This window comes from Pseudoalteromonas sp. c7(2019), from assembly GCF_011378625.1.
GTDB classification, from domain to species: domain Bacteria; phylum Pseudomonadota; class Gammaproteobacteria; order Enterobacterales; family Alteromonadaceae; genus Pseudoalteromonas; species Pseudoalteromonas arctica.
The window spans coordinates 1-19367 of record NZ_WTKS01000029.1; the positions used below are offsets into that span (position 1 = coordinate 1).

The window sequence follows — 19367 nt, forward strand, 5'->3', positions numbered from 1 at the left end:
ATTGTACCAACGTTTACGTGCGGTTTTACGCGTTCAAACTTTTCTTTTGCCATGACGGAACCTATCAGTTTTGTGTATCTAAATTACATATGAAAATAATCCACCAGAGGTAGATTAAGTTAATTTTTTCAAATAGTATTTTCTGACAGATAAAGGAAGTAATCAAGGAGATTCTTAGGACTGGTGCTGATAGGCAGAGTCGAACTGCCGACCTCACCCTTACCAAGGGTGCGCTCTACCAACTGAGCTATATCAGCAACACAAGAACTGGAGCGGGCAGCGGGAATCGAACCCGCATCATCAGCTTGGAAGGCTGAGGTAATAGCCATTATACGATGCCCGCATAAAAATCTGTTCTTAAACTACCTCTAACCGTCATGAATAAAGTGGTGGAGGGAGCTGGATTCGAACCAGCGAAGGCTGAGCCGTCAGATTTACAGTCTGATCCCTTTGGCCGCTCGGGAACCCCTCCACGATAATTCTCTACTAATTCACTTCCGGTAAAAGGAAAGTGGTGCCGACTAACCGAGTCGAACGGTTGACCTACTGATTACAAGTCAGTTGCTCTACCAGCTGAGCTAAGTCGGCACTGCTTTAGTACGGGGCGAGATATTAGAGTAAGGTTTATTGGGATGCAACAATAAAATTAAAAAAAGTGTAAATTTTTAGTTTAAATGCTCAATATTCACGCGAAAACGCGTTTTTTGCACTTTTTTATACTGTTTCGGTTAATTCGTACCAATAATTCAATCCCTTCATTACGAGCAATGAATCAAAAATACTTCCTGCAAATTGCTGCTGCAATAGTGAGCCATAGCCACCAGCAAAAATAATTTGTGTTGCTTGTTCTGTTTTTTGAGCCGTTAAATTCAGCTTAGCTTGCTCAATTGCCCCGATGGTTGCCACTAAGGCACCGTTTTTTAAACCATTTGGCGTGTTTTTACCCAGTTCATTAGTAAACGGTGTTTTACCGTCATCAAAAACACGTTGGGTGTTTTGTGTAAGCGATGAGGTCATTAAATCAAGCCCGGGTAAAATCCAGCCACCTAAATGTAGGCCTTCACTATTGAGCACATCAATTGTTGTCGCAGTACCCGCATCAACAACAATACATGCTGTGTTTGGATATAACGTAAAGCCTGCAATAAGCGCAAGCCACCTGTCTATGCCTAAGTTACCCACATGCTCGTAAGCACATACAAGATCTCCAAGCGTTTTGGTTACCTTGGCCTCAAAGCAAGTAATATTATTGCTAGCCGCTTGCGCGAGAATATCGTTTAGTAAATCACTGCGCCCTACGCACGCATAAATCACTTCGGTTATTTGCAACCAAGGTAGGTTATTTATATCTGCTGGTTGTGCTTGCTCGTTATGCCACAGCACAGCTTTTAGTGATGTATTTCCTACGTCGATCAGTAATCTCATACTTGCGCCTTTCTGAGGGAGACTTCACCACCGTAATAACTTTTTACTTCACCATCTTGGCGAATTCGTATTCCACCTTGTGGGTCAATACCTTCGCATATTCCACGCCAGCTTCGGTGCCCTGTATTTAGCTCAACATAATCGCCAGCAAACGCATTAAGCGAATTCCATTGCTCATACATATCTTGTAAGCCAGTTTGACGATACTGCACTAAACGCTGCTCTAAATGATAAGTAAGTGACGCCACCAGCTGGTTTTTATCAAGCTTTTGAGTATGTTGATTTAAGTCGGTCCACGCTTGGTCTATATGTTGGCTAAAACTCTCAGGCATTTGTAAATTAATACCTATACCAATCACTAACTGACAAGGTCCTTGCGGTTGCCCATCTAATTCAACCAATACACCTGCAAGTTTTTGTTTATTTATATAAATATCGTTAGGCCATTTAAGCTCTACGTCAATTTGGTATAACGCTTTAATTGCATCATAAACAGCAAGGCCTACCGCAATTGATACACCCATTGCAGCTTGAAGCCCGTCATCTAAGCGCCAAAAGTAACTGTAATACAGATTAGCGCCAAATGGGGATTGCCAAACACGGCCGCGTCGGCCGCGCCCTGCTTGCTGCATTTCAGCAACAATAACAGCACCAGACTCAAGCGCTGTTTTAGCCTGTATACGGCGCATAAGCTCGCTGTTGGTCGAATCAATAATAGGGTGTACTTCTACATCGGCAGTATTAGCACCTAGCGCTTTGTAGTGCTGATCAATTTGTGTTTTATTTAAAAGGCCCACCTGACTATTCAAACAGTAGCCTTTGCCAGTCACTTTAAAAATATCCAAGCCCATTTCTTGTAACGTTTTAATATGTTTACTCACCGCAGCTCGGCTAATTCCTAGCTTTTCACCCAAGCCTTGGCCAGATACAAAGCCCCCTTGGTTAAGTGCATTTAAAATAGCGAGTTTGTTTCCATCAGGTGCTTTCATTGCTCAGGCTCCGCGTTAATATGGCATTCGCTGCGCGCATCTATTAAACGTACCTCGTGTTCTAGCATAATGTTGTAACGTGTATAAACCACTTGCTGAATGTGTTTAATCATATTTATTAGGTCACCACCTTCACTATTTCCGTGATTAACAAGTACTAATGCTTGTTGTTGATGCACTTCTATACCGGCCTCGCGGTGCCCTTTTAAACCACTTTGATCGATTAGCCAACCTGCCGCGACCTTGTGATGACTTTGCCCATATTCGTAATGAGGTAAATCTGCAAATTGCTTTAATAGTTCAGCTAACTGCTGGTTGGTTATTATTGGGTTTTTAAAAAAGCTACCCGCATTGGCAAGTGTATATGGGTTAGGTAATTTGCTATTGCGCGTTTTTATAACCTGATCGAATACTGCTTGCGGGGTAATGCTTGAGAGCTGTTGCAGGGGGCCATAACTTAATACTGGTTGCCATTTTTTTGGGAGCGCTAAATGCACTTGCGTGATCACCGCTTTATTTTTGAGAGCATTTTTAAATATTGAGTCTCTGTAAGCAAATTCACATTGCTCGTTATTTAGTGAATGCATAGTTTTAGTGGTTATATCAAAGTACTCTACCAACTCAACAAATTTAGCTATCTCAACGCCATAAGCACCAATATTTTGTACCGGTGATGCGCCAACAGTGCCCGGTATAAGTGCTAGATTTTCAAGCCCGGGTATATTTTTCTCTAATAAATAACTGACTAGTTGATGCCAGTTTTCGCCTGCAGCAATACTTATTAGTGTGTCGCTCTCACGCTCGGTGATTTTAATACCTTTTAAGGCTATTTTTATAACCGTACCCATGTAGTCATTTAAAAACACGGTATTACTGCCCTCGCCTAGCAAACAAAACGGTGCACTAAAACTTTGCGTTTTAAGTTGCTCAAGCTGAGTAATTTCAACAAAATTTTGGCATTGGCTGTTTAATGCGAATGTATGTAAGGAGTGTAATGAATGCGCCACAAAGCTCTCTAAAAAATACCGGTAACTAATCGCAATAGTTTACCTCATCGTCGCAAATGTGGCACTAGATTGTAAAAATCACTCAACCCACCGTGTCAATCGTGATATAAAACCAGCACTTTTTTATTTGTGTTCAGAGTAATGATGAAAATTAAACCTCTTTTTTTAAGCCTCGCTATGGCGGGTATGTGTTCGCAAGCAATGGCTAATGCGATTGACCAAAACTCGTATGCTAACCTTGATGATGTTGTTACTACTCACTTAAACCTTGATTTAGATGTCGACTTTGCCGACAAGCAGTTAGAAGGTTTTGTTGAGCATACTCTTCAGTGGAACAACAGCAAAAGTAGAACTCTCGTACTTGATACCCGCGACTTAGACATTGATAAAGTAATGTACAAAGACCAAAGTGGTAACTGGAAAAAGGCGACTTTTGATTTAGCTAAGCGAGATGACGTTAAAGGTTCAAAGCTTACTATTGTGTTTAAAAACCAAGCTGAAGTAGTTCGTATTTACTACAACAGTCGTCCAGAAGCATCTGGCCTGCAATGGTTAACACCAGAGCAAACGGCAAGTAAAACGCATCCATTTATGTACAGCCAATCGCAAGCAATTCATGCACGTAGTTGGATCCCAGTGCAAGATACACCCGCAATGCGTGTAACTTACTCTGCACGAATTCATACACCAAAAGATATACGTGCTGTAATGAGTGCCGACAACAAAGATGCGCTTTATAAAGATGGCGACTACATTTTTGATATGCCACAAGCAATTTCACCTTACCTAATTGCTATTGGCGCAGGTAACTTAGAATTTAAAGCAATGTCGCATCAAACAGGCATATTTGCTGAACCGACAATTTTAGATGCCTCAGTTGCTGAATTTGACGACACCCAAGCCATGATCGACAAAACAAACGCGATGTACGGCGAATATGCATGGGGTCGCTACGACTTATTAATGCTACCACCAAGTTTTCCGTTTGGTGGCATGGAAAACCCACGCTTATCATTTATTACTCCAACGGTTGTTGCCGGTGATAAAAGCTTAGTTAACCTTATTGCCCATGAGCTTGCTCATTCTTGGTCAGGTAACTTAGTAACTAACGCAACGTGGGAAGATTTATGGTTAAACGAAGGTTTTACCTCGTACGTTGAAAACCGCATTATGGAAGAAGTATTTGGTCGTGACCGTGCGGTTATGGAACAAGCACTTGATTCAGCGTCTTTACGCGCACAAATTAAAACAATTGATGCACCAGATACACGCCTTAATTTAAAACTTAATGGCCGCGACCCAGACGATGCGTTTAGCTCAGTGCCTTACACTAAAGGTCAGTTATTTTTAATCTATCTAGAAAACAAATATGGCCGCGATAAGTTTGACCCGTTTGTAAAAGCGTACTTTAAAGAGTTTTCGTTTAAATCACTTACTACCGCGCAATTTGTTACTTACTTAAAAGCTAACTTAATTGAGAAGTACCCTGGTGTTGTAAGTATGGATAAAGTAAATGAATGGATTTTTGAGCCTGGCTTACCAAGTGATGCGCCAAACCCTACTTCTGATGCATTTGATAAAGTAGATACTGCAACAGCGGCATGGTTGAAAGGCGACACAACAGCAGCTCAACTACCAACGGCTGATTGGTCTGTGCATGAGTGGCTACACTTTTTAAATAACTTACCACGCGATTTAAGCATAGAGAAAATGAGCGAGCTTGATAGTGAATTTAACCTAACGCAATCAACTAACGCTGAACGTGCGTTTGCTTGGTTTATGCTAGCAGTAGGTAATGGTTATCAACCAATTTATCCTGCGCTTAATAAGCACTTATCAGGTATTGGCCGTCGTAAGTTAATTGTGCCGTTATATAAATCACTTATCACTAACGGTAAAAAAGACTGGGCACAAAGCGTGTACTTAAAAGCACGCCCTGGGTATCACCCTCTTGCGCAAGGTACTATTGACGCATTATTTGAATAAATAGCGTTAACTAGAAACTAAAAAGGGCCAAATTTGGCCCTTTTTGTTTTTCTGTTATTTTACTTTGTTACTTTTTCTAAAAAAGCTTTACGCTCTGTAGTTGTGGCTTGTTGCCACCAAAAATCAAGCATTTGCGGCGCACTTGGCATTCCTTTACCTGTAATTGGTGCTATCGGCTTTATTGGCTGACTAGGACGTGAAGGTCCTGCAGGCATTGTATTTTGCATTACCGGTTTATTGCTTGCTAGCTGCGTGTTAGAAATAACACTTAAAGGCTTAGCAACAGCGCTACTTTTTGCTTTTAAACTAACTTGTGGTGCCTCTGCAAATACTTTTGCAGATACTGAATTTTCAGCACGATTAAACACTAAGGTATAATCTTTACCTGCTTCAACAGTTACACTTACCCAAAATGGTTCCGACTCCACAACTTCATGCGTGTCATAATCATCTTCATATAAATCGGTGTACTTTAGCCTAAGCTGATAAGTTCCGGGGGCAAGCTCTACATCATCAATACGACTAAACAAAGAGCTTTCTAGCATTTTATCGCCCACTTGCAGTGGTACAAATTCTTCTGGAAAGTGAATATTCTCAGCATTAGCCGAAAAACTAAGTAGTAATGCAACTGCACTACTTATTAAAATTGGTTTAAGCATATTAACTCCTTTATTTGATTTCAGTTTGACACTGCTTTGAAAGTTTGTCATTAGTGAGCTTAAAATTCACAACACTTAATTAGGAACACACTATGAGCCAAGAAACTATTTTTACCAAAATCATTAATCGTGAAATTCCAGCAGATATTATTTACGAAGATGAAAACACTCTCGCATTTAAAGATATAAACCCACAAGCGCCATTTCATGTGTTAATTATCCCAAAAAAAGCAATTGCTACTATAAATGATATAAATCCTGAAAACTCACATTTAGTAGGCAACTTATACGTAGTTGCAGCTAAATTAGCTAAGCAACATAATTTTGCTGAGGACGGATACCGCGTTGTTATGAACTGTAACGAACATGGTGGGCAAACTGTTTATCACATACATTTACACATGCTTGGCGGTAAAGAAATGGGCTGGCCACCTTATCAAAATGTAAAAAAAGTAAAATAATTAAAAGTTTTTATTAAATTGTTCCACTCAATTAATTAGTTACAAATGTTATGATTTTTCATAGCTATAAAGAATAAATAGTTACTTATTTGCAACATTTTGTGTTTAAATAATCGTAATATCGTATTTGTTATTGAGTACATCAGCGATTTTCTAATACAAAAGGTGTGGAAGTCGTGGTAAACTTAGTCAGTCAGCTTTATAAAAGAGTATAAAAAACATGAGCAGTTCAGCCTTTTTGTTATTAGATCAAGAGCCAATTAACACTATTGGTATTAACGTTTTAGAACCTTTGTTAAAAACGCAAGGCCTTGACGTAACCACAGGTACTAATATTTTAGACATACCTGAAGGGACTCGACTTTTGTTTATTGAAACATCAAGCAAGGATGCATGGGGAAAACTAAAAGAACAACTAGTAAACCTACGTATTAAATGCGATATCATATTATTTAATTTAGACGAAAACCCTGAACTTGCTAATCGTGCATTGTTAAGCGGTATTCGTGGCGTATTTTACACAACAGATAACGCCGATGTATTAATGAAAGGTATTCGCTTACTACTTGAAGATCAACTTTGGTACCGTCGCGATATTATGTGTAATGCATTAAATCGTATGCTGCAATTTAATAAAGATGCGCTGCATAAACTAACCGAAGGTGATATTGAGCCTGTTAAACTTACTAAGCGAGAAAAAGCAATAATCTCACTAATGAGTAAAGGTTCGAAAAATAAAGAGATCGCAGAAGATTTAAGTATTAGTCCACATACTGTTAAAACACATTTATACAGCGCATTTAGAAAAACTAAATGTCGTAACCGTATTGAACTTCTATCGTGGGCACAACAAAATATCCCTGATGAAATTCGTTAATCAAATATTTAGTTTAAATTTAAAAGCAGACACTTAGGTGTCTGTTTTTGTATGTGCTATATACTTATCTAATAACAATTAGCTTAATTAAGTAATCTGTTTTGAGGATTGGTATAAGTGTATACTTTTGATAACTTTAGTTTAATAGCTACTTTGCTGGAATATTAATGCTCGACTCCTTCACTCTTTACTTTGCCAGCATCGCCATCATGGTCGTAATGACCTTACTTAACTTTTTGACATGGCGAACAAACAAACAAATATCGGGCACGCTGCTATACATTTTTTATCCCATATTGCTATTAGGCTCTGTTATTGGCTTTACTCTTGTTGGTGATACACATAATTTAGTAATTATTAGCGCTGCCAGTAGCATGATGTTTGCCGCATCAATAGTGCACTGCCTTTCACTTAGTCAGTTTTTAAATTATCGCGGTATTGGTTTTAAATTACTCTGCTCAGTGACCGCTTTTTGCACTGTAATGCTTGGCTATTACACCTTTTTTGACCCATCTTTACACGAAAGAGTGATTGCATCCGATATACAACACATAGCAGAAGCCGGTTTTTTACTGTTTATATTTATCAAGTGTGCACGCAAACCCTATCCTAATGGCAGTATTGTATACATAACCATTTTAACGCTTGTTGCTTTAAGCTTTATTGGCCGCTCGTTATTTATGGATAACATTGAACAAAAAAATCTTTTAGTAAACGGCTGGTTTAGCTCTTTGCTATTTTTAAATGGCGTAATTGCTCCCATGTTTTATGCTGCAGGTATGGCGTTATTATGTAATGAGCGCAGAGAGCAGCACCTCAATAAATTAGCCGATAAAGCACAAAAAGATTTAGAAATACGCGGGCTCTTTTTATCAACTATAAGCCACGAAATTCGCACCCCGCTAAACGGTATTTTAGGCAGCGCCCAACTTGTTATGAACCAAACAAGTGATACCCGCAATAAAGCCTATTGCGAAGCGATTATAAATTCTGCCGAATCACTTAACTTATTGGTAGATAAGGTCCTTGATTACGCGAGCCTAGATCAAAGTGACGAAGCGCTTTACGAAGAAGATGTAGAGTTTAAAACATGGCTTAATAATTTATGCTTATTACTAAGCCCTCTCGCCGAGCAAAAGCAACTCAAGTTTGAACTAATATGTAATATTCCTGAGCAAGCCTGTTATTACTGCGACCAGCAAAAACTTAGGCAAATAATTATTAATTTAGTAGGTAATGCCATTAAGTTTACAGACCACGGAACCGTTAAAATTCAGGTTGATTTAGTATTAGAAAAACAACTTGAGCACACTATAAAAATTAGTGTCAAAGATTCAGGGCCAGGTATAGAAAATGATGAGATAGCCTACTTAACAGAACCTTATGTACAAAGTAGCGCAGGAAAAGAAAAAGGCGGAACTGGCCTTGGCTTAGCTATTACCAGTCGCCTGCTTGAAAAGCTCAGTAGCCGACTCGAAATAGCCAGCCAGCTTGGTACTGGTAGTGTATTTAGCTTTACCGTTACTTTTACTTTAGGTGAATTAAGCCTTGTAGAGCAGCGCCATCAAACTAAAGATTACTTAACAGGTCTTGATGTACTACTGGTTGAAGATTTAGATTTAAATCAAAAAATTGCTATAGAATTTATGGCCGACGATGAGCACAAAATTAAGCTCGCAAAAGATGGGAAAAGCGCCATAGAGCTCATGCAAGCTCACCACTTCGATGTTGTTTTGCTTGATATGAACCTACCTGATTTAACAGGCCAAGAAGTACTTAAACGTCTAAAACGCATTGATCATAAAAATCAACGAACTCCAGTACTCGCATTTACTGCAAGCCTTAGCCCTGACGAAGTAAAAGAATATTTAGAATTAGGAATAAAAGACATTGTAGGCAAGCCTATTAAGCACGAAAAGCTTCGCCAAGCACTTAGCGACTCTCAATCTAATCAAACTGCGAGTATTGCAGTAGAACTTATTGATACCTTGTATGACAAAACAGCGGCCGAAACACTCACCAGCTCATTTAGTGAAGATGAAGTATCGTCGATTTATAATGAGTTTGTGCTCTCGGCGCGTAACAAGCTAATTCGCTGTCAAAAGCTTATTGACCAACAACCAGAGCAATGCATTAAGCTTTTACATCGCCAAGCAAGTACCGCTCTGCAACTTGGTTTTAATCGCTATGGTATTGAGCTTAAAAAAATAGAACGTCGTTTACTCGATAAAAAGCCACACAACGATATGCTTGATGAAGCGTTAGATCTGTGGCAACGCAGCTTAGAGCAATATTTAAAGTTTGTGCGCGGGCAGTTAGAGTGAAATTAAAAAAGCGTTAAGGTTTTTTAAATTTTACTTTAAGTTAATCAAATCTCGCTACCTCTTCAAAGTTAAGACCTGTGAAACCATGTGCTCGCAAGGCACAAAAGAGGTTTAAAGTAATATCTTTATCATTTACACGAGAGTCAAAAACGTAAGTGCCTTCAAATCGGTCTTCTGGCATTTTAAATATGCAGCTATGCTTTGGTAGTTTTTCTTTTTTGAACACCGCTTTTTGTAATCCGATATTTAAACTTGGCAGCATAAAAGTACTCATCTCAACATTTAATATACCCTCTATTTTTCGAGTGACATTATAAAAGTACCAGTTGTCATCACCTACATAGAAAGGAAGTAACTCTCCCGAATCTTCGAAAAGTTCAGCTAACTCATTTGCAACATGATCCCTTATAGCAAGGCCTTGTAAATTAATTGCAGTGAAATCACCTAGGGGTGTCTCTTTTTCATTATTATAATGGGCACTAAAATTTATCAGTGTAGACTCTTTTGATGAACCATCAGGCTTCCATAGGTCAGGTTCACATAAAGCTTCGCTATCAGGAAATATGACTCTGAAATGATTAACATCCGTCGTTATTTTATAAATTATTTTACTCATTAATATTGAAACGTCCTTTTTGGCATGGATCTGATTTTTTAACCCCTTCCATATTTATCATCAAATCGCTCTATATCGCTTTCATCAAGTACAGCACCGGTTTGCACTTCAATGACTATTAGCGGCTCTTTTTGATTATTAGCCAAGCTATGAATTTGTTTTGCGGCGATATAACACGATTGGTCATGCGTTAGCGTATACGCTTGCTCATTAATACACACATCTGCAATACCCGAAACCACAACCCAATGTTCAGCGCGATGCTGATGGCGCTGCGTCGAAAGCTTAGCACCGCTGATAACAGTAATTTTTTTAACTTTAAAGCCAATGCCTTCAACCAAAGTACGGTAATTCCCCCATGGGCGAAAAACCACTTGATGATGGTTAAGTTTATCAGCCTGTGTTGTAGCAATTTGCTTAAGCAACAAAGGCAAAGAATCTAGCTCATTTTGGTTTGCAATTAGTGTGGCATCGTGGGTATGAATAATTGCTAAATTGCTTACTCCAAGCGTGGCAATAGTGTGTTCAGCCTCGTTAATAACTAAGTTATTAGTACTTTTTTGAGCCATATAATTAGCGTTTAAACTATTACCGTTTTTATCTTTTTTTGTAAGCGCATCAAGGGATGAAAAACTACCTACATCACTCCATTTTAAATCAACAGGCATAACAACTACGTTATTACTGCGCTCTAAAATGGCGTAATCAATTGAATCGCTTGGGCAGTGTTCAAGCGCACTGTTGCTTGGGCGGGTAAACCCTAAATCTTTAGTAAATTGTGCTGCTGCAGCGACACTCGTTGCTATTTTTGGCGCAAACCGCTCGAGCTCTTTTAAATAGGCTGCGGGGGTAAATAAAAACATGCCGCTATTCCAGCTATAACCACCTTGAGCTAAATAACGGTTCGCTGTATCTAAGTCAGGCTTTTCTTTAAATTGTGCAACATCGTAACAACCAGTTCCAGCAATAGCCGAGCCTTGTTTTATATAGCCATAACCAGTATGCGGTTCTGTAGGAGTAATAGAAAATGTAACTAGCTTTCCTTGCTCAGCAAGTTTTACAGCTTCTGGGAGCTTAGCTGTTAATACATCAAAGTTTTTAATATGATGATCGGCAGGCATCACTAATAGTGGACCGGTAATCCCATTTTGCAGTGCATAGTGGGCGGCTAATGCGATGGCAGGCGCGGTATTTTTACCTTTGGGTTCGAGTAATAATGCACTAGGAGTTGAGCTTGCAGCTTGCTCGGCGGCAATAAATCGGTGCTGCTCATTACACACTAAAATAGCATTATCAAACAACTCATTAGAAACACGCGCCAACGTACTTTGTAGCAATGACGTGTTTTCATTTAGTAGTGGTAAAAATTGTTTAGGCATTGCTTGGCGAGAAAGCGGCCACAAGCGAGAGCCTATGCCACCAGCTAAAATTACAGGAGTGATTAAAGTGTTCATAATGTATATTAGCCGCCAACAAAAATATCAGCGACTATTTTAACACTTTATTAGCTCTGCGCTAAATTAACGTGTCTATATTAATGTAAAAGGGTCTGCATCTAAATAGGTAGGAAACGTTGCTTTAAACTCATCCAGTGGTGCTTTTTCAAGTGTTATAGTAACTAGCTGCTCAGTGTTATCTTGCGCTTTAGTTAAGGCATCGCCTTTAAAGTCGTATACCGCTGTACCGCCATTGTGCGAGGCACCATTACCGTCTTCCCCCACGCGATTAACGCCTACTACGTAGCATAGGTTTTCCATTGCACGCGCCATAAGTAACGTATCCCAAATATGGCGGCGTACAGCAGGCCAATTTGCTACGTTTATCATTACATCGTAGTCGTTATTATTGCGTTGAAATACCGGAAAACGCAGGTCATAACATACTTGCGGTAATAGTTTAAAACCATTGATTTCAAAAACTTTGCGCGCTTGCCCTGCTACAACGTAGTCGCCCTCACTGCCTAAGCGAAATAAATGGCGCTTATCGTAATAACTCACCTCTCCATCGGGTTTTACCCAATAAAACCGATTTGCTTTTTTATCGCCTTGTGCAACAAGTACCGAACCCGCAATAACCGCATTATGTTTATGAGCCTGCGCTTTTAACCAAGTCAGTACTTTACCATTTTCGGGCTCTGCACAATCTAAATTAATAGCAAAGCCAGTCGAGAATGTTTCTGGCAGTAAAATAAGATCGGGCTGATGCGTAATTGCGTCAAGCTGTTTATTAAACATGGCTAAATTAGCGTCTTTATCAAGCCAATAAAGCGAGCTTTGCAATGCTGTAATGGTTAAAGTTGACATAATATTTGCGCAGCCTCTATGAGAGTGTTGTCGTTTTTAGCAAAGCATAAGCGAATTACTTTATCGGTTGGTGGTTTTTGATAAAACACACTTAACGGAATAGCCGCCACACCTGCTTGCTCAACTAACCAATGGCAAAATTCAACATCGTTTAAATCCGATACATCACTGTAATCTAATAATAAAAAGTAAGTGCCTTGGCTAGGTAAAATTTTAAAACGACTATTACTTAAATGGCTCGCTAATAAGTCGCGTTTTTGCTGATAAAACCCACTTAGCTCATCTATATGCTCGCCTTGCTGCTCGAGCATATCGGCAAGCGCATGCTGTGCGGGGGTAAAACTTGAAAACGTAACGTACTGATGAATTTTTCTAAATTCGACAGCTAAATCGGCAGGTGCAATACAGTAACCCATTTTCCAGCCCGTACTGTGAAACGTTTTACCAAAACTCGATATAACAAAGCTTTTGGCAAATAATTCATCATCGCGTAATACGCTTAAATGTGGTTGTTCATCAAACGTAATGTGCTCATATACCTCGTCGCTTATTACATACAAATTGTGAGTACCAACTAACTCTTTAAGCTCTTTTATATCTTGTGGCTGTAATATTTTACCGCTTGGGTTATGAGGCGTATTTATAATAATTGCACGGGTATTTTTAGTAATTACTTGGCTCACTACTTGCCAATCAATAGTGTAATTTGGCGCACTTAAAGCAATGTGTACCGACTTTCCACCAGCGAGTTCAATTGCGGGTTGGTAGGAGTCATATGCAGGGTCAAATACAATCACTTCATCACTGGGGCGCACGATTGTTTGAATAGCCACAAACAATGCCTCTGTTGCACCTGAGGTAACAGTAACTTGATCAGCTGCGTTTATAGCAGCTGCATATTTACGCTTTGCTAAATCAGCAATTTGTTGCTGTAATCGTGGTACACCACTTGAAGGTGAATATTGATTAACGCCCTGCTGCACATAATAATTTAACTGCGTTTTTAAAAGATCAGGAGCATCAAACTCAGGAAAGCCTTGAGAGAGATTAATTGCCGAAAACTCATTAGCCAACCCACTCATTTGGCTAAATATACTAACGCCTAAATTTGGTAATTTACTTTCAAACACGTGATGCCCTTAATGATGGTTTTGCGCTTAAAGCGATGCTATCATTGCTTAAAACAGAAGTATAGCCGTCTAAAAACAATTAACTTTACGCTCATTAGTGAGGAATGTATGCAAAACAATACCGCTATTTCACAACTTATTGAAGCCGGAAAATGGGTTAGCCAAAAAGGCTGGGTACCCGCAACAGGTGGAAATTTTTCAGCTCGTACTAGCACTGGCTTTGTTGTTACGGCAAGTGGGCACGATAAAGGCTCACTTACGCAAGAGCATTTTTTGCAATTAGACCACCAAGGCGAGCGCCTAGCAGGAGCTGTAAAGCCATCGGCAGAAACACAATTACACCTAAGTTTGTATCAGCTTATACCTGATGCACAGTGTGTTTTGCATACTCACTCTGTAGCCGCCACCGTACTGTCGCAAATTACCCAAAGGCATCAACTTGATTTAACAGGCTATGAAATGCAAAAAGCACTGAGCGGCTTTACTTCGCATTTAGAAACGCTGAGCATTCCTATTTTCGATAACGATCAAGATATTGACCGATTAAGCCTGCTGGTCAGTGACCATCATTTACATACGCCGATAGAGCACGGCGTACTGATACGTGGTCATGGCTTATATGCAGTAGGGCGTAATATTGATGAAGTTCGTCGCCACCTAGAAGCCTTAGAGTTTTTATTTAGTTGCGAACTAGAGCGCCTGAAAATAATCGGTATTCAAGCGGGAGTAACTAAATGATTAAAGCTATTTTAACCGACATCGAAGGCACAATAACCCGCATCTCGTTTGTTAAAGAGGTGTTGTTTCCTTACGCGGCAAAGCAGTTACCTACCTTTGTACGTGCCAATGCTGATAAGCCAGATGTAGCCGAGCAAATTAATGCCATAAAAGCCCTTGTCGAAAAGCCAAACGCCGATATAGAAGAAGTCATTAGCACTTTACTTACCTGGATTGATGAAGATAAAAAAATCACTCCACTTAAGCAGTTACAAGGCTTAATTTGGCAAACAGGGTATGAACACGGTGATTTTAAAGGTCATTTATACCCAGATGCATTTGATTTTTTACAAGCTCAACACAACAACGATATTACTTTGTATGTGTACTCGTCAGGGTCGGTAAAAGCGCAGCAGCTACTTTTTAAATACAGTGATTATGGCGACATTAGCAGCTTGTTTACTGACTTTTTTGACACCAAAGTTGGCGCAAAACAAGAACAAACAGCCTATAACACTATTGTTAAGCTATTACCGTTTAAAGCAGCAGAAATACTCTTTTTAAGTGATGTAGCCGGTGAACTTGATGCCGCGCAAGCTGCAGGCTTAAAAACACTACATTTAATTCGTGATGGGCAAGCAAGCACTAAAGCACACCCTTATATTAATGACTTTAGCCAATTTAAATTGGGGCAATTAGTATGAGCCAATTAACAGTGTATGCCGACAACGATGCAACCAAAGCACTTGTAAACACATCAAATGCTGATGATATTGCAAAGCAACTAGCTAAAGTAAACGTACGTTTTGAACAGTGGCAAACAAATGCAGATATTAATGAGCACACCACCCATGAGCAAATTATTAGTGCGTACAAAAGCGATATAGATCGGTTAAAAATCGAAAATGGCTATCAAACAGTAGACGTTATATCTCTAGCTAAAGGTAATCTTGGCGCATCAGAGCTGCGCAAAAAGTTTTTATTTGAACATACTCATAATGAAGACGAAGTGCGTTTTTTTGTAAAAGGCCAAGGGCTATTTTGCCTGCATTTAGGCAATAAGGTTTATCAGGTACTTTGCCAACAAGGCGATTTAATTTCAGTACCTAAACTTACCCCGCATTGGTTTGATATGGGAAGCGACCCTGAGTTTACTGCCATTCGCTTATTTAACAATACAGAGGGCTGGGTAGCAAAAAGTACTGACTCGTCTATTGCAGAGCAATTTCCCTTACTCGATTAATAAAGCTCAGTGCACGCATGCCTAAACTATATTTTCTATAAGCGTATTTATGCAATTTGCAGGATGACTTCAATCACTTAACTCTGTAATATTATTTTAGCAATGCAGCTGATAAAGAGTAACTTTCCAATGGTGAACGAACAATATCAAAAGTCTAAACAACAACTAGCCTACTCACGTAAGCAAGTTGAAAAGGCTGGTCGTATTTTTCGTAAAAATGAAGGTGATTTTGACTTTGCAATAGAGGTTGTACAAAACTATCGTGCAGCACATTTATATCCGCTGACTATTATTAAAAACCTCGTATGGAAACATGTAAAAAAGCTTCATTTGCTAGAATCGGCGACTATAGTTAGACGCTTAAAGCGCTTGCCAACTATTATAGATAAGTTACAAAGAGCCTCGTTGGATGGTAAAAGTGAAAACGCAATAAATCTGAAGCGAATGCACGATATAGGTGGCTGCCGAGTAATCTTAGATAATCTAGAGCATCTATATCAACTCAACGCCAGTTTAGACTCGAGTAGAGCAGTTCATAGCGTTAAGTCATATGATTATATTGAAAACCCAAAAGCGACAGGCTATAGAGGTATTCATCGTGTTTATAAAAGTTATAACAATTTAGAATCTCACGATTATAAAGGCTTTCAAATTGAAGTTCAGTTGCGCACTAGGCTTCAGCACCTTTGGGCTACTACTGTTGAAATTGTAGATATTATTGAAAAAGAAACACTAAAAACCAATCCCCAAGCAGCCGACACAGATTGGAAGCGATTATTTTTTATCATGGGTGAGTTTCTTGCAGTCAAAGATGGTTCAAATCAATTAAGTTCACAACAATCGCAGGCCTTTGTTGATGAGCTTTCGGCACTAAATAAAAAGCTAGCCGCATTTCATAAGCTTGATGCATTTAATCGCGCATTCCAAGTTGACGAAATTAAAAATAAATCGAAAGATACAGGCTTTGCTTTACTCGTTCACAACACTGAAACACAAATGGGTCGAGTCTTTTTATATGCAGAGAATAAAAAGCAAGAAGCTCTAACACATTACGCCGAACAAGAAAAACAAACTCACAATAACGTGCTTCTGGTAGCGGGGAGCGACTTGAAATCAATAGAAAAAGCCTACCCCAACTACCTAAATAGTACCTCTGAGTTTCTTTCAGAATTCAGTCGCATATTATTGAGTTAGCTCTTTAAGTTTACCCATTAATACTTGTTGCTGGTTATACACACCCGTGTCTAACACCCATCCTGTGACCAGCTTTGCCGGCGTTATATCAAATGCAGGGTTATATACATTAGCATTGGTGGGCGCCCATAAAGCTTCGCCAAAGCTACCGCTAACTCCGCGCACTTCTTGAGGATTACGTTGCTCTATTTCTATATCATCACCACACGCGGTGTTGGTATCAAGCGTGGTAATAGGCGCGACCACATAAAATGGAATGTTATGAAAATGCGCTAGTACGGCTAAATTATAGGTGCCCACTTTATTAGCAAAATCACCATTGGCGGCAATACGATCAGCCCCCACTACTATTTTATCTACCTTACCTGCAGCCATTAAACTTGCTGCCATATTATCGCAAATTAATGTGTAAGGTATTTTCCAGCGCTCAAGCTCAAAGGCAGTTAAGCGACCGCCTTGTAATAATGGTCGTGTTTCATCAACCCACACATGTACGTTGCCATGTTTTTGCTGCGCTTTATAGATAACACCTAGTGCAGTACCAATACCAGCGGTTGCAAGCGCCCCTGTATTGCAATGAGTTAATACATTGTCGCCACTATTTATAAGCTCGGCGCCACGGGTTGCCATTCGTTCACACAGCTCAATATCTTCAATAAACAACCGCTCAGCTGTACTAACAATACCGGCAACATAATCGCTTTGCGTTAAAGCTTTTCGCAATGCCGCCATACAATGCATTAAATTAACTGCCGTTGGACGAGTGGCCTCTAGTTCATTGATTGCTTTTTCAAGCTCACTTTTTACTACCCCTTGTTCAGCTAAATACGCCACTAACAAGCTCGCGCCTAAACCAATAAGTGGAGCTCCACGCACTTTTAAGTTAATGATCAGCTCTTTCATGGTTTCTACATCATGGCATTGATGCCATACCTGCTGGTGAGGAAGTAAATATTGGTCGAGCACACTAAGCGACCCGTTTTCATATTTTAAACTGCTTGCGATTAAATTTTGCATAATGCTTAAGGTATTAAAAATACGTAACGTTATTTTACACCACTTTGAATAACTCTCAAGTTAGACTTATAGACATCTAAACATTTAAAGGTATAGAATGCTTAAAAGCTGATTTTTGAGATTTAAACCATGACTAACTATGTTGCTTTTAACGCACAGCGCGCTATCGATTACGTATCGACATTAATTGAATCTAAACAATGTAATTTTTTTGCTCAAGGACAAACCTTATCGGCATATGAGTTTGGCGATGGCAATCTTAATTTGGTATTTAGAATTACTGATGAGCAAAACAATAGCGTTATTTTGAAGCAAGCTCTGCCTTACGCGCGTTGTGTGGGCGAGTCGTGGCCATTAACACTTGATAGAGCTCGTATAGAAGCGCAAGTTTTGCTTAATCATGGCGCTATTTGCCCAACTTATACTGCTAGGGTTTTACATTATAGTGAAATGCAAGCGCTGACTATTTTAGAGGATTTAGGTAATTTACAAATACTGCGCACTGCACAAAATAATGCGGAGCAATTTCCTAAATTGGCGCAGCATGTAGCGACCTACTTAAGCCATACTGGCTTTTATAATTCAGATTTTTATTTAACCGCACAAACTAAAAAAGCACTCGTTAGTCAATTTACTAATCCTGAGCTCTGCCAAATCACTGAAGACTTATTTTTTAGCGATCCGTACATTGAGCACGAACGCAATAACTACCCAAAGCAACTACAAAACGAAGTTGATGCAATACACAAAAACAGCGTATTAAAGTTAGAAATAGCAAAACTAAAAGCTAATTTTTTATCTAACCCGCAAACATTACTTCATGGTGACATGCACAGCGGTAGCATTTTTGTTGATTGTAATAATACAAAGATGATTGACCCAGAGTTTGGTTTTTTTGGACCTGCTGGGTTCGATATTGGCTCTTTTATTGGCAATTTACTTTTAAATTACTGCGCACAATACGGGCATATTGGAGATTTTGTGGCTCGTCGTAATTACCAAACCCACTTATTAAGCACCCTTGTTGAATGCTATACCTTATTTGAACAGCATTGGCTTACGCTTATAAATGAGCACACTACTGAAGGTGCGCTAAAGGTTACAGGCTACGGTGAATACTTTATAAAGGGCGTATTACAAGACGCCATTGGCTACTGTGGTGCTGAGTTAATTAGGCGCACCATAGGGCTCGCACATGTAACCGATATAGATAGCATAAATGATGAGAAAGCGCGTCTTATAGTGCAAAAACAAACATTAGCACTAGGCGAGCAACTTATTTTGAATGCCCAAACATGCGACAACAAAGAAGCATTTTTTAGTTTATTAATAAGCCAATTAAACTAAAAAACATTAAAAAGGCGCTATTAGCTGTCTCTTGATCACAAGTCTGACTCAAGAGATTTTGCTAAATCGTAG

At 39.3% G+C, this 19367-nt stretch carries 18 protein-coding genes and 4 tRNA genes; 9 read left to right on the top strand and 13 right to left on the bottom strand.

Annotated elements, in window-relative coordinates; genetic code table 11:
• Positions 1–181 precede the first annotated feature (181 nt).
• The 7 genes from GQR38_RS19585 to murB form a co-directional block, all read right to left on the bottom strand.
• Positions 182–257 (bottom strand) — tRNA-Thr (locus GQR38_RS19585).
• A gap of 11 nt (positions 258–268) precedes the next feature.
• Positions 269–343 (bottom strand) — tRNA-Gly (locus GQR38_RS19590).
• Positions 344–387: 44 nt separating this feature from the next.
• Positions 388–472, bottom strand: a tRNA-Tyr gene (locus tag GQR38_RS19595).
• Between the two features lie 40 nt (positions 473–512).
• Positions 513–588 (bottom strand) — tRNA-Thr (locus tag GQR38_RS19600).
• 126 nt (positions 589–714) lie between these two features.
• Entirely contained in the window at positions 715–1425 is a 711-nt protein-coding gene (locus GQR38_RS19605; protein WP_165723033.1) for a type III pantothenate kinase, read from the bottom strand.
• Positions 1422–2414, bottom strand: a complete 993-nt coding sequence (gene birA / locus GQR38_RS19610; protein WP_165723034.1) for a bifunctional biotin--[acetyl-CoA-carboxylase] ligase/biotin operon repressor BirA — start codon at positions 2412–2414, stop codon at positions 1422–1424. The genes GQR38_RS19605 and birA overlap by 4 nt, the downstream gene beginning before the upstream one ends.
• Positions 2411–3421, bottom strand: a complete 1011-nt coding sequence (murB, locus tag GQR38_RS19615; protein ID WP_121955042.1) for a UDP-N-acetylmuramate dehydrogenase — start codon at positions 3419–3421, stop codon at positions 2411–2413. Before murB ends, birA begins: the two co-directional genes overlap by 4 nt.
• A gap of 144 nt (positions 3422–3565) precedes the next feature.
• Between murB and GQR38_RS19620 the strand changes: the two genes are divergently transcribed.
• Positions 3566–5407, top strand: a complete 1842-nt coding sequence (locus GQR38_RS19620) for a M1 family metallopeptidase (protein WP_165723035.1) — start codon at positions 3566–3568, stop codon at positions 5405–5407.
• Between the two features lie 59 nt (positions 5408–5466).
• Here the strand turns inward: GQR38_RS19620 and GQR38_RS19625 are convergent, their stop codons facing one another.
• Complete coding sequence (locus tag GQR38_RS19625) at positions 5467–6066, bottom strand: DUF2057 domain-containing protein (RefSeq protein ID WP_024589455.1); 600 nt, start codon at positions 6064–6066, stop codon at positions 5467–5469.
• A 92-nt stretch (positions 6067–6158) separates the two neighbouring features.
• On the opposite strand from GQR38_RS19625, the gene GQR38_RS19630 reads away from it, so the two are divergent.
• The 3 genes from GQR38_RS19630 to GQR38_RS19640 all read left to right on the top strand — a co-directional run bounded on the left by GQR38_RS19630 (position 6159) and on the right by GQR38_RS19640 (position 9728).
• Positions 6159–6527, top strand: coding sequence for a histidine triad nucleotide-binding protein (locus GQR38_RS19630; RefSeq protein WP_007579887.1), 369 nt, complete (start codon positions 6159–6161; stop codon positions 6525–6527).
• Between the two features lie 220 nt (positions 6528–6747).
• The gene (locus GQR38_RS19635) at positions 6748–7404 is read left to right on the top strand and encodes a response regulator transcription factor (RefSeq protein ID WP_004334929.1); all 657 of its coding nucleotides are present in this window, start codon (positions 6748–6750) and stop codon (positions 7402–7404) included.
• Positions 7405–7571: 167 nt separating this feature from the next.
• On the top strand, positions 7572–9728 hold the full coding sequence (locus tag GQR38_RS19640) for a response regulator (protein ID WP_024589456.1): 2157 nt from the start codon (positions 7572–7574) through the stop codon (positions 9726–9728).
• Between the two features lie 40 nt (positions 9729–9768).
• On the opposite strand, the gene GQR38_RS19645 is transcribed toward GQR38_RS19640, so the two are convergent.
• From GQR38_RS19645 to GQR38_RS19660, 4 genes are all read right to left on the bottom strand, one after another.
• Positions 9769–10344 (bottom strand): hypothetical protein, encoded by a 576-nt coding sequence (locus tag GQR38_RS19645; protein ID WP_165723036.1) that lies wholly within the window; start codon positions 10342–10344, stop codon positions 9769–9771.
• A gap of 38 nt (positions 10345–10382) precedes the next feature.
• A complete protein-coding gene (locus tag GQR38_RS19650) occupies positions 10383–11798 on the bottom strand; it encodes a mannose-1-phosphate guanylyltransferase/mannose-6-phosphate isomerase (RefSeq protein ID WP_024589457.1) in 1416 nt (471 codons plus the stop codon).
• 75 nt (positions 11799–11873) lie between these two features.
• Positions 11874–12647, bottom strand: coding sequence for an amidohydrolase (locus tag GQR38_RS19655; protein WP_024589458.1), 774 nt, complete (start codon positions 12645–12647; stop codon positions 11874–11876).
• Positions 12635–13777: a methionine aminotransferase gene (locus tag GQR38_RS19660; RefSeq protein WP_165723037.1), complete on the bottom strand. Its 1143-nt coding sequence runs from the start codon at positions 13775–13777 to the stop codon at positions 12635–12637. Before GQR38_RS19660 ends, GQR38_RS19655 begins: the two co-directional genes overlap by 13 nt.
• A gap of 108 nt (positions 13778–13885) precedes the next feature.
• On the opposite strand from GQR38_RS19660, the gene GQR38_RS19665 reads away from it, so the two are divergent.
• The 4 genes from GQR38_RS19665 to GQR38_RS19680 all read left to right on the top strand — a co-directional run bounded on the left by GQR38_RS19665 (position 13886) and on the right by GQR38_RS19680 (position 16931).
• Positions 13886–14515 carry a methylthioribulose 1-phosphate dehydratase gene (locus tag GQR38_RS19665; protein ID WP_024589460.1) on the top strand — a complete coding sequence of 210 codons (630 nt, stop codon included), beginning with the start codon at positions 13886–13888 and terminating at the stop codon, positions 14513–14515.
• Entirely contained in the window at positions 14512–15198 is a 687-nt protein-coding gene (mtnC, locus tag GQR38_RS19670; RefSeq protein ID WP_024607294.1) for an acireductone synthase, read from the top strand. The genes GQR38_RS19665 and mtnC overlap by 4 nt, the downstream gene beginning before the upstream one ends.
• Positions 15195–15737 carry a cupin domain-containing protein gene (locus GQR38_RS19675; RefSeq protein WP_165723038.1) on the top strand — a complete coding sequence of 181 codons (543 nt, stop codon included), beginning with the start codon at positions 15195–15197 and terminating at the stop codon, positions 15735–15737. The genes mtnC and GQR38_RS19675 overlap by 4 nt, the downstream gene beginning before the upstream one ends.
• Before the next feature lie 129 nt (positions 15738–15866).
• Entirely contained in the window at positions 15867–16931 is a 1065-nt protein-coding gene (locus GQR38_RS19680; protein WP_007579871.1) for a RelA/SpoT domain-containing protein, read from the top strand.
• Here GQR38_RS19680 and mtnA read toward each other — a convergent pair.
• Positions 16920–17948 (bottom strand): S-methyl-5-thioribose-1-phosphate isomerase, encoded by a 1029-nt coding sequence (mtnA, locus tag GQR38_RS19685; RefSeq protein ID WP_101163122.1) that lies wholly within the window; start codon positions 17946–17948, stop codon positions 16920–16922. The two genes, GQR38_RS19680 and mtnA, sit on opposite strands and share 12 nt — an antisense overlap.
• Before the next feature lie 129 nt (positions 17949–18077).
• Between mtnA and mtnK the strand changes: the two genes are divergently transcribed.
• The gene (gene mtnK / locus GQR38_RS19690; protein ID WP_024607291.1) at positions 18078–19295 is read left to right on the top strand and encodes an S-methyl-5-thioribose kinase; all 1218 of its coding nucleotides are present in this window, start codon (positions 18078–18080) and stop codon (positions 19293–19295) included.
• Positions 19296–19367 lie beyond the last annotated feature (72 nt).

Coding starts and splice junctions, on each gene's coding strand:
- GQR38_RS19605 (WP_165723033.1), bottom strand. CDS start 1,425: ATGAGATTACTGATCGACGTAGGAAATACATCACTAAAAGCTGTGCTG.
- GQR38_RS19675 (WP_165723038.1), top strand. CDS start 15,195: ATGAGCCAATTAACAGTGTATGCCGACAACGATGCAACCAAAGCACTT.
- GQR38_RS19645 (WP_165723036.1), bottom strand. CDS start 10,344: ATGAGTAAAATAATTTATAAAATAACGACGGATGTTAATCATTTCAGA.
- GQR38_RS19635 (WP_004334929.1), top strand. CDS start 6,748: ATGAGCAGTTCAGCCTTTTTGTTATTAGATCAAGAGCCAATTAACACT.
- GQR38_RS19655 (WP_024589458.1), bottom strand. CDS start 12,647: ATGTCAACTTTAACCATTACAGCATTGCAAAGCTCGCTTTATTGGCTT.
- mtnA (WP_101163122.1), bottom strand. CDS start 17,948: ATGCAAAATTTAATCGCAAGCAGTTTAAAATATGAAAACGGGTCGCTT.
- GQR38_RS19665 (WP_024589460.1), top strand. CDS start 13,886: ATGCAAAACAATACCGCTATTTCACAACTTATTGAAGCCGGAAAATGG.
- mtnK (WP_024607291.1), top strand. CDS start 18,078: ATGACTAACTATGTTGCTTTTAACGCACAGCGCGCTATCGATTACGTA.
- GQR38_RS19625 (WP_024589455.1), bottom strand. CDS start 6,066: ATGCTTAAACCAATTTTAATAAGTAGTGCAGTTGCATTACTACTTAGT.
- GQR38_RS19630 (WP_007579887.1), top strand. CDS start 6,159: ATGAGCCAAGAAACTATTTTTACCAAAATCATTAATCGTGAAATTCCA.
- GQR38_RS19620 (WP_165723035.1), top strand. CDS start 3,566: ATGAAAATTAAACCTCTTTTTTTAAGCCTCGCTATGGCGGGTATGTGT.
- GQR38_RS19680 (WP_007579871.1), top strand. CDS start 15,867: ATGGTGAACGAACAATATCAAAAGTCTAAACAACAACTAGCCTACTCA.
- mtnC (WP_024607294.1), top strand. CDS start 14,512: ATGATTAAAGCTATTTTAACCGACATCGAAGGCACAATAACCCGCATC.
- birA (WP_165723034.1), bottom strand. CDS start 2,414: ATGAAAGCACCTGATGGAAACAAACTCGCTATTTTAAATGCACTTAAC.
- GQR38_RS19640 (WP_024589456.1), top strand. CDS start 7,572: ATGCTCGACTCCTTCACTCTTTACTTTGCCAGCATCGCCATCATGGTC.
- GQR38_RS19650 (WP_024589457.1), bottom strand. CDS start 11,798: ATGAACACTTTAATCACTCCTGTAATTTTAGCTGGTGGCATAGGCTCT.